Source organism: Chelativorans sp. M5D2P16, assembly GCF_034427935.1.
Taxonomy (GTDB): domain Bacteria; phylum Pseudomonadota; class Alphaproteobacteria; order Rhizobiales; family Rhizobiaceae; genus Chelativorans.
Genome location: NZ_JAXQNM010000025.1, coordinates 409750 through 426227, shown reverse-complemented (window position 1 = coordinate 426227; position 16478 = coordinate 409750). Strand labels below are relative to the sequence as shown.

General features: G+C 65.3%; 8 protein-coding genes. 1 reads left to right on the top strand and 7 read right to left on the bottom strand.

The genetic code is table 11. The annotated features are described in order from the left end of the window. Positions 1 to 5 precede the first annotated feature (5 nt). Entirely contained in the window at positions 6 to 452 is a 447-nt protein-coding gene (locus SIN08_RS13365) for a DUF2934 domain-containing protein (RefSeq protein ID WP_322452168.1), read from the top strand. 21 nt (positions 453 to 473) lie between these two features. Here the strand turns inward: SIN08_RS13365 and treY are convergent, their stop codons facing one another. From treY to SIN08_RS13330, 7 genes are read right to left on the bottom strand one after another with little or no spacing between them, the layout of a single operon-like run. After that, a complete protein-coding gene (gene treY, locus SIN08_RS13360; protein WP_322452063.1) occupies positions 474 to 3026 on the bottom strand; it encodes a malto-oligosyltrehalose synthase in 2553 nt (850 codons plus the stop codon). After that, complete coding sequence (malQ, locus tag SIN08_RS13355) at positions 3023 to 4837, bottom strand: 4-alpha-glucanotransferase (protein ID WP_322452062.1); 1815 nt, start codon at positions 4835 to 4837, stop codon at positions 3023 to 3025. The genes treY and malQ overlap by 4 nt, the downstream gene beginning before the upstream one ends. Next, positions 4834 to 6651 (bottom strand): malto-oligosyltrehalose trehalohydrolase, encoded by a 1818-nt coding sequence (gene treZ / locus SIN08_RS13350; RefSeq protein ID WP_322452061.1) that lies wholly within the window; start codon positions 6649 to 6651, stop codon positions 4834 to 4836. The genes malQ and treZ overlap by 4 nt, the downstream gene beginning before the upstream one ends. Continuing rightward, a complete protein-coding gene (gene glgX / locus SIN08_RS13345; protein ID WP_322452060.1) occupies positions 6648 to 8723 on the bottom strand; it encodes a glycogen debranching protein GlgX in 2076 nt (691 codons plus the stop codon). Before glgX ends, treZ begins: the two co-directional genes overlap by 4 nt. A gap of 15 nt (positions 8724 to 8738) precedes the next feature. Beyond that, positions 8739 to 10955, bottom strand: a complete 2217-nt coding sequence (gene glgB / locus SIN08_RS13340; protein ID WP_322452059.1) for a 1,4-alpha-glucan branching protein GlgB — start codon at positions 10953 to 10955, stop codon at positions 8739 to 8741. Beyond that, a complete protein-coding gene (gene treS / locus SIN08_RS13335; protein WP_322452058.1) occupies positions 10952 to 14308 on the bottom strand; it encodes a maltose alpha-D-glucosyltransferase in 3357 nt (1118 codons plus the stop codon). The genes glgB and treS overlap by 4 nt, the downstream gene beginning before the upstream one ends. Continuing rightward, entirely contained in the window at positions 14305 to 16299 is a 1995-nt protein-coding gene (locus SIN08_RS13330; protein ID WP_322452057.1) for an alpha-1,4-glucan--maltose-1-phosphate maltosyltransferase, read from the bottom strand. The genes treS and SIN08_RS13330 overlap by 4 nt, the downstream gene beginning before the upstream one ends. Positions 16300 to 16478: the final 179 nt, after the last annotated feature.

Sequence of the window (16478 nt, the reverse complement as noted above, 5' to 3'; positions counted from 1 at the left end):
AGTTGATGAAAAATTTTTCACATCAGCACGAATTTGTCAAGAGCGTCTCCCGGCGCGCTGGGACGCCGAGGCAGTTTTTGGGCGGAACCTTTGTGGCGGAAGAAGCATTGGGACGGAGACGGAGGACCCCGGACATGATCCCAGAAAACGAAGACAAGATCAGAGCGCGCGCCTACGAAATCTGGGAGCAGGAAGGCCGCCCTTCAGACCGCGCTGAAGAGCACTGGGAAAAGGCGCGCCGCGAGATAGAAGACGGCCAGCCGGATGCCGTTCCGGAACCGGGCGAAGGCGAAACCGAACCGCTGGCGCATGGCCTCGGCGATCCGGACGGCAGCGATGTCGCGCCCGGCCCGCAGGTCGGCGAAGCCGACGTCCCGCAGCCGCCGAAACGCACGCGCCGGACCACAAACCCGAAGACCGAGCAAACGCCCTCCCGAAAAAACAGGAAATAGCCGCCGCTGCCGCCGATGGTGCTACTCGGCCATCAGGACCGCCACCGGAATATCACTCCAGAGCGCCGACAAGGGCGTTTGGTGATCTTTGATCCTTGCCCCGGTCAGGCTCGTGAAGGGCTTGCCGGTCGGCAGATGCAGGCGGGTTTGCGAAAACGCCTCCGCCAGGCGTGACAAACCGTTTTCGCACGTGAGCCGGTGCACCAGCCGCGGCACGGCGACGACGATCCGGCGGCGTCCCTGCCTGCGCGCGAAAGCCAGCACGTTCTGCGCCCTGTCGCCGCTCACCTCGAGCGGCGCGTATCCGCCTTCGGCAAACAGCTCGGCATGTTCGCTCCGCAGGAGAAGCAGCTTCTCCAGCAGCCAGAGCTTGGGCACGCCCTCGCGCCAGCGTTCCATCGCCGCGCCGGCGGGCATGGCGCCCACCTCCTGCAGAAGGGTTTCCCGAAGCGCAAAGTCGACCGGCCGCCGGTTGTCCGGGTCGACCATGCTGAAATCCATCAGCTCACGTCCCTGATAGATGTCCGGCACGCCCGGCAGCGTGAGCTTGAGCACCAGTTGCGAAAGGCTGTTGACCAGCCCGGCGGGCTCCAGCGTGGCGATGACCGCGCGCACATCCTCCAGCAGCGCCCGGCGCGCGGGCGAAAAGAGGTGCCGGACATAGGCCTCGACCGCCGCCTCGAAGGGCGCGTTGGGGTCGGTCCAGCTCGTGCGCTGCTTGGCCTCGCGCAGGGCCTTTGTCATGAAGGCGGCAAGCCGTTCCGACAGCGCCTGCAGCCCCACTTCGTCATCCATCGGAAGGTCGGCTGGCCAGGCGCCGGCGAGCGCCTGATAGAACAGCCATTCTGCCCCAGGGTCCGGCGCGGGCCCGTCCGGCAGCGCCTGACGCAACCCGGATGCCGCGTCGTGCCAGCGCGCGACGGCGGATGACCATTCCGAGGGCATCTCGCTCAGGACGGCAAGCCGCGCGCGTGCATCCTCGCCGCGCTTCGTGTCGTGCGTCGCTGTGGCGGAGAGACCGTGCGCCCCATCCGCCGCCCGCGCCTGCATCGCCCCATGAAAGGCCGCCAGCTCCATTCCGAAGGCATCCGGCTCCGCGCCCACTTCGTTCAGGGCGATCAGCCGGTTGTAGCGATAGAAGACCGTATCTTCCATCGCCTTGGCCATGAGCGGCCCGGTCGTCTGCTGGAACCGCGCGATGAAGGTGCTCCGGGCCTTGGAACCGGCTGCCGGTTCGAGCAGCAGCGACGCCACGAAGGCAACGACCCGGTCATCCTCGACCGCGCGGCCGCGCTCGACCTGCGCGACGGCACCCTCGATGAGGGCGCGGTCCTCGTCCGAAGGACCGGCACGGTCGACATAGGTGCGATAGACGGGCAAGGCCGCCGCGATCTCGACAATGGCCATCCGCAGTGCGTCCGGGCCGAAGTCGCGGGTGGCGAGATCCTCCGCCGCGATCGTTTCGGCGAGGCGCACCAGTGCCGACAGTTCTCCGGCGAGATTGACGGTGAGCATGCGCCGCTTGGCGATAAGCGCCTGCCGGGCAAAATCCGGATCGTCGCCCGTGAAGGCGGTCCAGCCCGCCGTCATCGCCTCGCGGCCGCGGGGATCGACCTGCAGCGCGGTGACGAGGCGCGCGAATTCGTAACCGGTGGTGCCCGCACACGCCCAGTCGCCACGCAGGCTCTCCCCCGGCCCCAGGATCTTCTCGACAAGCACGCAGTCGAGCCCGGACGCGTTTTTCAGATCGGTGAGATACCCCTTCGGATCCGCCAGGCCGTCGATATGGTCGATGCGCAGCCCGTCCACGATGCCTTCGCGCACGAGCCGGAGCGGTAGCTGATGGACATCGGCGAAAACCGCTGCGTCCTCCACCCGCACGCCCACCAGATCGGCGATCTCGAAAAAGCGCCGGTAGGTCAGCGCCTCGCGCGCCAGCCGCCAGTAGGCCAGACACCACGCTTGAGCTTCATGGAGTTGGTGCAGGCGGTCCTTGTCGGCATTGATGCCGGCGAGCAGTTCGTTCCAGTCGGCCTCCTCCCTCTCCGAACCCCGGGCAAGAGAACCGGGTGCAAGGGGCAACGACAAGTCGTAGTAGCCGATGACGGGCTCCCCGGTCATCTCATCGATCCGCACCTCCAGCTTGCCCTCCTTCAACGCCTCGCCGTAAGGCTCGCCGAGGATCGGCAGGAGCAGCCTCGGCGCTTCCCAATCGATATCGAAATGATGCGCGTAGGCGCTGTCCCGGCCATGCTTCAGCACGTCGCGCCACCAGGGATTGGCGGTGGATACGGCCATGTGGTTGGGGACGATGTCGAGGATGAGCCCCAGGCCATGCTTCTTCAGTGCATCGGCCAGGCGGGCAAACCCTTCTTCGCCGCCAAGCGCGGGGTCGAGCGCCTGATGGTCGGCGACGTCATAGCCATGGGTGGAGCCCGGAGCGGCGGTGAAAATCGGCGAGGCATAAAGATGGCTGATGCCGAGATCGGCCAGATAGGGGACGATCCGAGCCGCCCGTTCGAAGGTCATGCCGTCGCGGAACTGCAGCCGGTAAGTCGCGCGGGGGAAGCTCATGGGGTGCGCGGCCTTTCTTCCGCGATGGCGCGAAGCACGGCGCGCGGCATCGGTGCCTCCTCGATTTCCTCCAGGGACACGGGAAGCTTCCGGCGCCAGTTGGGATGCTCGTCGACGGTGCCGGGAATGTTCGGCTGCTCGGCAAGGCCCAGAAGATCCTCCATCTGCGCGGCAAACAGCCGCGCGGGAGTGCTTGCGACAAGCCGGTGGATGCCGGCCGCGACCGTCTCGTCGAATTCGTCCTGCGCGTCGATGCCCAGGGCGCGCAGCAGGGCCCGGGCCTGTCCCTTCTCCACCAAACGCTTCGCACGTTCCTTGCGTGCAGCGACCGGTTCGAAAAGCCCGATCCGCGCGCGCGTGTCGATATCGCTGCACCTCCACCAGCCGGCAAGCGTCGGTGTGTCGTGGCTGCCTACGCAGGCAAGCGCGGAGCGCGGCCACTTCTCCGGCAGAACGAAATCCTGGCCCTCGTGCTCGAAATAGAAGACGCGGTAGCCGAGCAGGCCAGCACGGTCCATCGCCGCGCGGAATCCGCGTGGCACCACGCCCAGATCCTCGCCGATAATGATCACGCCGGCACGCTGGGAGACCGCCGCGAGGGTACGGACCATCTCCTCCATCGGATAGAGCACATAGGCCCCCTCGCCTGCCGAAAAACCTTCCGGGATCCAGAAGAGCCGGTAAAGGCTCATGGCGTGGTCGATGCGCAGCGCGCCGGCGTGGCGCAGGATGGTTTGGTAGGAGCGGCGAAGGGGCTTGAAATCGCGCGCGGCGATCTCCGCCGGCGAGAGCGGCGCCAGCCCCCACCGCTGGCCGTTCGGGTTGAACATGTCCGGGGGCGCGCCGATCTCGGCGCCGGCGATCGTCAGCATAGGGTCGCTCCAGGTGGCCGCGCCGTCGGGCGCGGTGCCGACCGCAAGATCGAGATAGAGGCCGATGCGCATGCCCGCGTCCCGCAGGCGCGCGGCCGCATCGCCGAGTTGCCGGTCGGCGACCCACTGCAGCCAGACCATGAAATCGATCTCGTCCGCGTGCGCGCGGGCGAACTCTTCGACGGCCTCGCCCTCGCAGTCGTGCAATTCGTCGGGCCAGGAGCGCCAGCCGGCCCCGAAGCCACGCTCCGCCATCTTTCGGCTGATCGCCTCGAAAAGGGCAAACCGGCGGAGTGCTGCGCCACCTTCTTCCCGGAAAGCGGCAAAGTCCTTGTCGTCGTCAGCGCCTGTGCGCTGATAGATACGGCGAAGGGCTGCCAGCTTCTGACGGGCCACGGCACCGTAATCGACGAGTTCGCCCTCATGGAGGGCGGAGAACGCCGCCTCGTCGCTATCCTGCCGAGGCTCGAAACCGTCAACCCGGTCAACGGCGATATAGAGCGGGTTCAGGAAATTGCGGTCGCTCGGCGAAAAGGGGCTCGCCCTCTCCGGGTCGGCCAGAAAAAGCGCATGCAGCGGATTGACGCCCAGGAAATCCGCACCCTTCCGCGCCGCCATCTCGCCCAGCCGGGCAAGATCCTCGAAATCCCCAATACCCCAGTTCCTGTCCGAGCGCAGGCTGTAGAGCTGGCAGGTGATGCCCCATGCTCTGCCCCTTTTCAGGAAATCCGGGATGAAGCAGGCTGCATCCTTCGGCGCCTTCGGCGCGGGCGGCCATCGCCCTGGTGGCGGGGGCGGATTGTCCTCCCCCTCACCGTCCAGAATCCGCACAAGCGCCCTGACCGCCTCCTCGGAGGCTTGCGCCGTCGTACCGTCGAGCGCGCGGTAGGTGCGCATGATGCCATGCGCGGCGGCCAGCCGGTCGAGGCTATCCCTCATTGCCCGGCTCCCGATGCGAAAATGACGCCGCGCGGTGGAAGCCGCCCTTCCTGAAGCGCGGCAAGAAGACCGTCACGGCTTTCATAGACCAGTTCCAGACCGTCGGTTTGCTCCTCAAATGCGGCTTCATCCGTGCCGAAGTTCGCAGCCAGGAGAAGCGGGCCACGATCCGTCGTCCAGCGCACCAGGAACGCCCCCTGGCTCAGCCGTTGCGCCTGACCTTGCATCGATCGCATACCCGACAGAAGCGGCACGACATGGCTCCGGCGCGTCTCGAGGAGCCGGCGGAAGAGCGCCAGCCGGCGTTGGCCCGCCTCGGTCTTGGCGCGGTCCCAATCGAGAGCGGAGTCCTCGAAGGTGGACAGCGCATTCGGGTCGGGAATGCGCCGGGCATTCTCCTTGCTGAAATGGCTGAAGGAGGCGAATTCGCGGCGCCGCCCCTCACGCACCGCCTTGGCCAGTTCGCCATGGAAATCGGTGAAGAAGAGGAACGGGTTCGTCTCGCCATATTCCTCGCCCATGAAGACGAGCGGGATCTGGGGGTTGAGCAGGAGGACGGCGGTCAGCAGCTCGACGGTTTCCTCGTCCGCCATGGTGGTAAGCCGCTCGCCGAAGGCGCGGTTGCCGATCTGATCGTGGTTCTGCAGGAAGTCGACGAAGGCGACGGGCGGCTGATCCGTACTGGGCTCGCCGCGCGGTTGGCCGTCACGGGGCGCGTAGGGCTCGCCCTGGTAACAGAAGCCCTCGGCCAGGGCACGTGCCAGATGCCCGACCGCATCGTCCGCAAAGCCCGCATAATAGCCGGCGTCCTCGCCCGTCGCGATGCAGTGGGCGGCGTGATGGAAATCGTCGTTCCATTCGGCTGTGAAGAGCTTCGGACGGTTTTCCTCGTCATAGGGATGAAGGCCGATGATATTGCGCTCGTCTTCCGTCATCAGGTGGATTGCACGATCGCCCAAGCGCTCGCGGACCCGCCGCGCCATTTCCTCCAGGATCGGCGTCTCACTTTGATCCTCGATCTGGTCGATGGCGTCGAAGCGCAGGCCGTCAAAGCGAAATTCCTCGAGCCAGTAGATCGGGTTATCGAGGAAGAAGTCGCGCACCGCCGGTTCCTCGAAGCGGATCGCCGGCCCCCAGGGCGTCTGGCGTTCGGGGTCGAAGAAGTCGGGCGCATAGGCGCTGAGATAATTCCCGTCCGGCCCGAAATGGTTGTAGACCACGTCGAGGATCATCATCAGCCCGCGCTCATGGGCGGCGTCAACCAGATGCTTCAGCCCGGAAACGCCGCCATAGGCGGAATGTGGGCAATAGGGCAGGACGCCATCATAGCCCCAGCCCCGATTGCCGGAGAACTCCGCAACGGGCATGATCTCGATCGCCGTAAAGCCGGTCTCGGCCAGGTGGTCGAGCTTGCGGAGGATGCCCTCAAAGCCGCCGGGCGAGGCGAACGTGCCCGGGTGGAGTTCATAGACCACCGCCTCGTGCCAGGGACGCCCCTTCCAGCCGGGCATCTTCCAGTCGTAGTCGGGACTGACCAGCAGGCTCGGCCCGTGCGCGCCGGACACCTGTGCGCGCGAGGCGGGATCCGGGACCGCCATGCCGTCGGGCAGGACGAACTGATACTGCGTTCCCTCGGCCAGATCGTCGACACGAAGCGCGAACCAGCCGTCGGCGCGGCGCTCCATCTCCCGCTCGTCTTTCTGGCCGGTTCTCAGCTTCAGCCGGTCGAGCGCAGGCGCCCAGAGGCGGAAAATCGCGGAGCCGTCATCGTTGAGCCGGACTCCCCAACGATATTCGGACTGCTGAAGCGTCATCGTCCGCGCCCTTCCAGAATGGTCATGGAACGCTCGGCCAGTTGAATGCTGCCCGGCGTGCGAATGGCATCCCAGACCGGCCACTGGCCGGTTTCGGTGCGCATGATCACCTGCCACCCCGGCACACCCAGTTCACGCGGCAGGTGAAATTCCATCGGCTCGGGAGAGGCGTTCAGCAGGATCAGCAGGCATGCCCGGCGCTCGTCGCAATGCAACAGGCCGAAGCTCTTCAGGCCCGGATCCTGCCAGTCCTCGTCGCTCATCCGCTCGCCGGAGGGACCGAGCCATGTGACGTCGAGGAAACCGCCGTTGACCGGCCGGCCGTGCAGAAAATACTTACCGCTCAGGTGTACGCTCGACCGGCGATAGGCGATCATCCGCCGCACGAACTGCAAGAACGCCTCGTCTTCGGCGGCGATGTCCTCCCACGGCAGCCAGTTCATCTCGTTGTCCTGGCAATAGGCGTTGTTGTTGCCGTGCTGCGTACGACCCACCTCGTCTCCCATCAGGATCATCGGCGTGCCTTGCGACAGAAGCAGGGTGGCGATGGCGTTGCGCCGCATCTTGGCCCTCAGAGCGCGGATCTCGGGGTCCTCCGTCGGCCCTTCCTCGCCGCAATTCCAGCTGCGGTTGTCGCCGTGGCCGTCGCGATTGTCCTCCTGGTTCGCCTCGTTGTGGCGTTCGTTGTAGGCGTAGAGGTCGGCCAGCGTGAAACCGTCATGGGCGGTGACTAGGTTGACGCTCGCCCATGGACGGCGCCCACGCCGGTCGAACATGGCGGCAGAGCCGAGCAATCCGCTCGAAAGATCGGGCGCTATGTGCTCATCGCCGCGCCAGAAAGAGCGGATCCAATCGCGGCAGGCGCCGTTCCATTCCGCCCAGCCGGGCGGAAAGTTGCCGAGCTGGTACCCGTCCGGGCCGAGATCCCAGGGTTCCGCGATCAGCTTCACCCGCGAAAGAACGGGATCCTGACGCACCGTGTCGAAGAAGACCGACGACGGCTCGAAGCTGTCCCTTTCGCGCCCAAGCGCGGCGGCGAGATCGAAGCGGAATCCGTCGACATGGCATTCCTCGACCCAGTAGCGCAGCGAATCCATAACCATCTGTAGGACGCGCGGGTGCTTCAGGTTCAACGTGTTGCCGCAGCCGGTGGTGTCGAAATAATAACGCCGGTCGTCGCCGAGGATGTAGTAGCTGGCATTGTCGAGGCCGCGGAAGGAAAGGGTCGGCCCCATCTCGTTGCCTTCCGCCGTGTGGTTGTAGACGACGTCGAGGATCACCTCGATGCCCGCCTCGTGCAGCTTGCGCACCATGCGCTTGAACTCGTGCACGCCGCCGCCCGGCGATATGTAGCGGGATGCCGTGGAGAAGAAGCCGATCGTGTTGTAGCCCCAGTAGTTCGAAAGGTGCTTCTCCACCAGGTACCGGTCGTCGAAGAAGGCCTGAACAGGCATCAGTTCGATGGCCGTGACTCCGAGCTTGACCAGGTAGTCGATGACACGGGAGTCGGCGAGGCCGCCGAAGGTGCCGCGAAGCTGATCGGGCACTTTCGGGTGCAGGGCGGTCATGCCCTTCACATGGGCTTCGTAGATCACCGTATTGTCCCAGGACGTCTGCGGGCGCACATCGTCCCCCCAGGTGGTGGCGGTGTCGGTGACGACGCACTTCGGCATGACGAAGGCGGAGTCGCGCCGATCCATGGAAAGGTCCTGGCGCGATGACCCGACACGGTAGCCGAAACAGGCATCGTGCCAGCGTAAATCCCCCAGAAGCAGCTTCGCGTAGGGGTCGATCAGGAGCTTGTTCGGGTTGAAGCGATGCCCCCTGCCGGGTTCGTAGGGGCCGTAAGCGCGCAGGCCGTAGACCTGGCCCGGCCGCAAATCGGGGAAATAGCCGTGCCAGACCTCATGGGTATATTCCGGCAGGGCGACACGCTTGAGCTCGCGCTTTCCCTTGGTGTCGAAAAGACAAAGCTCGATCTTCTCCGCATTGGCCGAGAAGACGGCGACGTTCACCCCCGCGCCGTCCCAGGTGGTGCCGAGGGGATATGGAAGGCCATTGCGGACACGCACATCGTCTTCCTTTGCTTATTGCTCCCAGCCCAGCACCACGGCGCCAAGCGGCGGCAGCCTGAGGGACGCCGAGGCGGGGCGGCCGTGCCAGGGTTCTTCCACGGCATTCACCGCGCCGTTCATGACCCCCGAACCGCCGTAGCGGGCATCGTCGCTGTTGAGGAGCTCGCGCCACCGCCCCGCCCTCGGCAGGCCGATCCGATAGTCCTCCCGCACGAGGGGGGTGAAATTGCAGGCGACGAGAATGGGCGGAGAATTGCCGGACCCTTTGCGCAAATAAACGAACACGCTCAGATCCGGATTGGAGGCATCGATCCATTCGAACCCTTCGGCTTCGCAGTCGAACTCGTGCAGCGCCCTTTGGTTCCGGTAGAGCGCGTTCAGGTCGCGCAGCAGATCGCGCACGCCGCGATGCATCGGATCGTCGAGGTGGTGCCACTCCAGCTGCCAGTCGTGGTTCCATTCGCGCTCCTGCGCGAACTCGCCGCCCATGAACAGGAGCTTCTTGCCCGGATGGGTCCACATGAAGGAAAAATAGGCGCGCAGATTGGCGAATTTCTGCCACCGGTCGCCGGGCATGCGGCCGATGAGCGAACCCTTGCCGTAGACCACCTCGTCATGGCTCAAGGGCAGGATGAAGTTTTCCGAGAAGGCATAGTGGAGGCCGAAGGTGATCTGGTCGTGGTGGTGGCGCCGGTGGATCGGGTCGAGGCCGATATAGTCCAGCGTGTCGTGCATCCACCCCATGTTCCACTTGAAGCCGAAGCCGAGCCCGCCCGCATAGACGGGCCGGGACACGCCTGGAAAGGCCGTCGACTCCTCGGCCACTGACGTTGCGCCGGGATGATTGGAGAAGAGCTCGGTGTTTGTATCGCGCAGAAAGGCGATCGCCTCGAGATTCTCGTTGCCGCCGTGGATGTTCGGCTCCCAGTCGCCCGGCTCGCGGCTGTAGTCGAGGTAGAGCATCGAGGCGACGGCATCCACGCGCAGTGCGTCGAGGTGGTACTGGTCGAGCCAGAAAAGGGCGTTGGCCGTGAGGAAGTTGGCCACCTCGCGGCGGCCGAAATTGTAGATCAGCGTGTTCCAGTCGCGATGAAAACCCTTGCGCGGGTCGGAATGCTCGTAAAGCGCGGTGCCGTCGAAATCGACCAGCCCATGGGCGTCGGAGGGGAAATGCGCCGGCACCCAGTCGATGATCACCCCCAGCCCTTCCCTGTGGCAACGGTCGACGAAGCGGGCGAAGCCGTCCGGATCGCCGAAGCGGCTGGTGGGCGCGAAAAGGCCGATCGGCTGATAGCCCCACGAACCGGAGAAGGGATGCTCGCTCACCGGCATGCATTCGATGTGGGTGAAGCCGAGATCCTTCACGTAGGGGACGAGCTGATCGGCCAGCTCGTCATAGGAAAGATAGGCGCCGTCATCGTGCCTGCGCCACGAGCCGAGGTGGACTTCGTAGATGGAAATGGGCGCGCTGCGGTCGTTGCGCGCCGCGCGCTCCCGCATCCAGTCCGCATCCTCCCATTGGCGGGCGGGCAGCCCGTGCACCACCGAGGCGTTGGCCGGCGGCACCTCGCTTCTAAAGCCCACCGGATCGGCCTTTGCGGGAAGGATCTGCCCATGGGCGCCGATGATCTCGTACTTGTATACCTCGCCGGGTCCGACCTGCGGGATGAAGATCTCCCACACGCCGATCCCGAAATGGCGGCGCATGGGATGGCGCCGGCCGTCCCAGAAGTTGAAGTTGCCGACCACGCTGACGCGGCTGGCATTCGGCGCCCAGACGGCGAAGCGGGTCCCCGCCACGCCGTCGCAGGTCATCGGGTGCGCGCCCATTTTCGCATAGAGGCGCATATGGCGGCCCTCGCCTAAGAGATGACGGTCGAGATCGCCGAAGGTGCTGGGAAAGCGGTAGGCGTCCTCTTCCTCCCACACGTCACCGCCGCGGGAAAAGCGCAGCTTGTAGCGCGGCACAGATTTGTCCTTCGACAGCAGCCCCTCGAAGAAGCCGCGCGCGTGGCGCCGCAGCAGCTTGGCGAGGGTTTTGCCGGTTTCGGGGTCGAAGGCCTCGGCGCTCTCCGCCTCGGGGCGCAGCACGCGCAGAACGGTGCCGGCGGAACTTGCGTGCGGCCCGAGAACGGCGAACGGATCGCCGTGCCGCCCGGCCACGAGCGCGGCGATCGCGTGGGGATCGTCCAGGCGCCAGGATTCCGCCGCATGCGCGGGAGAGGTCATGTCGCGCCTCCCTCGATCAGGTCGAGCACGCCCTGGATCGGGATACCCACCCAGTCCGGGCGGTTGGAAAGCTCGTAATTGATTTCGTAAAAGCCCTTCTGCAACAGGAAGAGATCGAGAAGCGCCTGCCTCGCGTCCGGTTCCTCTGGCAGATTGCGGGCACCTTCGGTGGCAGGGAAATAGCCCGCCAGAAACTCGCTTGTCATGCGGTCGCGCCAATGCCGCGCAAGCGAGGCGCTGTCTCGCGCCTGGTCGGGCAGGCGCGAGGCGACCTGCCGGACCGCCGCCCATGCTGCATAATCGAACGAGCGCAGCATCCCGGCGACATCGCGCAGCGGCGAGTTCTTGGCACAGCGTTCGGCCAGTGTGCGCCGGGGTTCGCCCTCGAAATCGATGATGAAGAGATCCTGCTCGGAAACGAGCACCTGGCCCAGATGATAATCACCGTGAATCCGGGATTTCATGCCCGACGGTGCGATTCCGGCCACCGCCTCCAGCCGGCGGTCGATTTCGGGACCGAGCGCGCTGAGACGCTCGGCCATCTCTTTCGCAGCGGGCGCCAGGCCGGCGCTCGCACGCTCCAGCCCCGCGCGCGCCGTCGCCACCTGGGTGCGCGCATCCTCCAGCCATTCGGCGATGTCGGCGGCCTCGACCGGCTCGCATCGGAAGGCTTCCCTGTCCGTGTCGACGGCGAACGCGGTGTGCATCTCGCCGGTTCGCTCGCCGAGCCGCCGCAGAAGATCGAGCGGATATGCAAGGGATTCGAGGTCGGCTTCGAGCGACGTGCCGGGTGCCGCCGATGCCGCCAGGGGCGCCAGGAATTCGTCCTCGATCCTGCGTTCGAGCGCATGAACGAAGACACTCCAGGCGTCGCCCTGGTTCTCGACGAAGGCGGAGACGCTGGCCAGAACCGTCCGCTCGCCCTCCTCCTTCTGGTACTCGACCACGCCGAGGAAGGCGGGTGTATTGGCAAAGCCCGCCTCTTCCGTCAGGAACCGCGCCACGTCGACCTCGGGCTGGTCGCCGGGGCGAAGCCTGCGGAAGATCTTCAACAGCGCCTCCCGGCCGAAGGCGACCGAGACATTGCTCTGTTCGCCCGTCAGTGTCGCCGGCGGCTCCGAAAACGTCATGGCCTGCAACCTCTCATTGCCATAAAATCGCAGAACGCCTCCGGCGGCCGGATGTTCGCGATTTTCCTGCATGGCGCGCATGATTTCGGCGGCAAAGCGGTCGTCATAGGCGCCGTCGATCAGGGCACCGAGCTGCGCGCCCTTGCGCACGCGCGCGAGCGTGACGGAAAGCTTCGGCGCACCGAACTGCACGTTCTCCTCGCCCCAGAGCACCGTCAATGGCAGGAGATAGCGCTGATTGCCCGCCGCAAGATCGACGTCGACGAGAGCCAGCAGCCCCGCCTCGTCGCCGAGCCTTGCCAGCTCCCATACCCCCACGGAGTGCATCTCTTCGCCCTTGGCGCCGAACCAGCGCTGGCGCTGCAGGAACTGCGGAAGCACGTCCTGCGCAAGCTGACGGCCTTCGCGACCGGCCAGCGCGCGCTCGAGACGGCCGCCGATCAGGGTGAGCGTGATGAATTCGGGAAGCGGCTCGGGAATGTTGTCGTGCCACTCCGGCGCTTGCGCTTCATCCGCCAGGAGGAACCAGAAGGCACCGTAGCTCGAAAGCGTCAGCATGTAAGGAAGATCGCCGATGGGCGGGAACGGCGATTGGCTGATGAGCTCCACCGGCACGCGGCCGCGATATTTGGAAAGGTCGAGTTCGACCGCCTGCGCCGAGCGGGAGAGATTCACCACGCACAGGATCGTCTCCTCGCCGTCGCTGCGCGTATAGGCGAGGATGCGCCGGTTTCTCGGATAAAGCATGGTGAAGTCGCCGCGCCCGAAGGCGCGATGCTGCTTGCGCACGGCCACCATGCGGCGGACCCAGTTGAGGAGCGAAGACGGATCGGCCTCCTGGGCCTCCACGTTGATGGTCTGATAGCCATAGACCGGATCCATGATGGGCGGCAGGTAGAGCGCCTGCGGATTGGCGCGGGAAAAGCCGCCGTTGCGGTCCATCGACCACTGCATGGGCGTGCGCACGCCGTCACGGTCGCCGAGATAGATGTTGTCGCCCATGCCGAGCTCGTCGCCGTAATAGATCACCGGCGTGCCGGGCATGGACAGAAGCAGCGCGTTCATCAGTTCCATCTTGCGCCGATCATTCTGCATGAGCGGCGCCAGCCGACGGCGGATGCCCAGATTGATGCGCGCACGCACATCGTCCGCATAGGTGCGCCAGAGATAGTCGCGCTCGCGGTCCGTCACCATCTCCAGCGTCAGCTCGTCATGATTGCGCAGGAAAATGGCCCATTGGCAGGGCTCCGGGATTTCCGGCGTCTGGCGCATGATGTCGGAGATCGGGTGCCGGTCCTCCTGGGCGAGCGCCATGTAGATGCGTGGCATGAGCGGGAAGTGAAAGGCCATGTGGCACTCGTCCCCCTCGCCGAAATAGGGGCGCGTGTCCTCCGGCCATTGGTTTGCCTCGGCAAGCAGCATCCGGTCGGGGTAGCGCTCGTCGAGTGCCGCACGGATTTTCTTCAGGACCTCGTGAGTCTCGGGCAGGTTCTCGTTGTTGGTGCCCTCACGCTCGACCAGATAGGGAATGGCGTCGAGCCGCAGCCCGTCGACCCCTGTGTCGAGCCAGAAGCGCATCACCTTGATGACCTCTTCGAGCACCCGCGGATTGTCGAAGTTGAGGTCGGGCTGGTGCGAATAGAAGCGGTGCCAGAAGAACTGGCCGGCAACGGGATCCCAGGTCCAGTTCGAAGTTTCGGTGTCGAGAAAAATGATGCGTGTTTCGGGATAGCGCTCGTCGTCATCGTTCCAGACGTAGAAGTTGCGCGCCGCCGAGCCCTTCTTGGCGCGCCTTGCGCGCTGGAACCAGGGATGCTGGTCGGAGGTGTGGTTGATGACGAGTTCGGTGATCACGCGGATCCCCCGCCGATGCGCCGCGTCGACGAAGCGGCGGAAGTCGCGCATCGTACCGTAGGATGGATTGATCGACCGGTAATCGGCGATGTCGTAGCCGTCGTCCCTCAGCGGCGAGGGATAGAACGGCAGGAGCCAGATCGTGTTCACGCCCAGCCGCTCGATATAGTCGAGCCGCTGCAGGAGGCCGTTGAAGTCGCCGATCCCGTCTCCGTTGAAATCCTGGAAGGCCTTGATGTGGAGCTGGTAGATGATGGCGTCCTTGTACCAGTCCGGCGCCTCCAGCTTTACCGCCGATGCCCCGGCGGTGGTCTCGTCCACGCCGGGGGATGCGGACGCGCCTCGGGCGAACCTCTCCATTGCGTTCATCGGCCGGCTCCCGGTGCGATCAGCCGCCAGGCCATGTAGGGGCGCTGGTACGGATCGAGGAACATGTGCTGGACCTTGCCGGTCCACGCGAAGGGCTGGCCGGTGACGAGGTCATCGGCCTCGATCGTCGCATCGTCGGGCAATCCGAACTCCCAGAGCGGCACCTCGAAGGGCGCTTCCTGCGGGTGGTGCGGATCCAGATTGACGGCGAACAGCAGGAAATTGGAAAGATCGTCGGTGAACTTGCCGTAGTAGAGGACGGCGTCGTTCCAGGCGTTGTAGAAGTTCAGATTGGCGAACTGCTTGAGCGCCGGGTTTTCCTGCCGGATCCGGTTGAGAAAGGCGACGTCGGCCTTGATGTTGCCCGGCCTGTCCCAGTCCCAGGCGCGGATCTCGTATTTTTCGGAGTTGAGATACTCCTCCCGTCCGGGCAGCGCCGCGGCCTCGCACAATTCGAAGCCGTTGTAGATGCCGTAGTTCGTACCCAGCGTGGCGGCAAGGAAGAGCCGCACTTGGAAGCCCGGCCGTCCGCTCGTCTGCAGATAGCGGGGGTTGATGTCCGGCGTGTTCACGAAGAAGTTCGGCCGCATGTAGTGCCGGCAGTCCTCGCGCGTGAGCTCGGTGAGATAGTCCGTGAGCTCCTGCTTCGTGTTGCGCCAGGTGAAGTAGGAATAGGACTGGTTGAACCCGACCTTGGCCAAGCGCTTCATCATCTTCGGCCGCGTGAAGGCTTCCGCCAGGAATATGACGCCGGGGTCCGCCTGGCGCACTTCCTCGATCATCCACTCCCAGAATGGCAGCGGCTTGGTGTGCGGATTGTCGACGCGGAAGATGCGCACGCCCTTGTCCAGCCAGAAAAGAACCACATCGCGCAGGGCGAACCAGAGGCTCGGGATCGCATCGCGATAGAAGTGGACGTTGACGATGTCCTCGTACTTCTTGGGCGGATTCTCGGCGAACTTGATGGTGCCGTCGGGGCGCCAGTCGAACCATTCGGGATGTTCGCGGATCCAGGGATGGTCCGGCGAGCACTGGATGGCGAAGTCGAGCGCGATTTCCAGCCCAAGGTCCCGCGCCGCCGCCACGAGTCGCGCGAAATCCTCGAAGGTCCCGAGTTCGGGGTGAATGGCGTCATGCCCGCCCTCCTGCGAGCCGATCGCATAAGGGCTTCCGGGATCGTCGGGCGCTGGTGTCAGGGTGTTGTTGCGGCCCTTGCGGTTGGTGCGGCCGATCGGGTGTATGGGCGGGAAATACAGGACGTCGAAACCCAGGCTGCGCACATAGGGCAACCGTGCGATGACGTCGTCAAAGGTGCCGTGCACGTCAGCCCTGCCCGATTGCGAGCGCGGCATCATCTCGTACCAGGCGCTGAAGGCAGCCCTTTCCCGATCGACGAAGACGGGGAAATCGATCTCGGAATGCGTGAGGTTCACCCTGGCGCCAAGGCGCGCCATCAATACGGCGATCTCGTCGCTCATGAGAACGGCGAGCCTGTCGCCGGGCGAGGACGTCGCCTCCACTTCCGACAGCAGCGCCTTCAGTTCGGCGTGGGCCTCGGAAGTCTTCTCCGCGCTTGCAGAGACGGCCTGGGCGATGAGATGCCTGCCCTCCTCCAGTTCGAGCGCGATGTCCTGGCCGGCCGCATGCTTCTTGGCCACCTCCGCACGCCAGGAGGCGAACAGGTCGCGCCAGGCGTCGATCGTGAACTCGTGATGGCCGGTTTCCTCGAAGACGATGGTGGCGCGCCAGCGGTCGTTCGCCAGATGGCGCATCGGGGCCTCGTCCCAGTGCACCGCGCCCGCGCGGCGAAAGCGGACCGATGCGGCGATCACGTCGTGGCCATCGCAGAAGATGTCGGCCTCGATCCGGAGCGGTTGTCCGGTGACCGCCTTGGCAGGGAAGCGCCCGACATCGACGGACGGTTCCACGGCCTCGATGGCGATCCGGTTGGCAGCGAGCGTCTCAAGCAATGCCTGGCTCGTGCGGTCCATGCTCAGCCCTCTCGTCAGGCGGGGAATCCCCGAGAGCTAAACGCCGGTTGTGGCGGCAGGTTCCGTCTCCCGCGCCATTGCCGCACCGTCAGGCAGTCGACGGCGGCTCCTTCCGCTTTATTCTTGACTTTAATTGTCTTCTTTTTTAGCGACGGCACGGAAGAGAGCCAGGTTGCCAC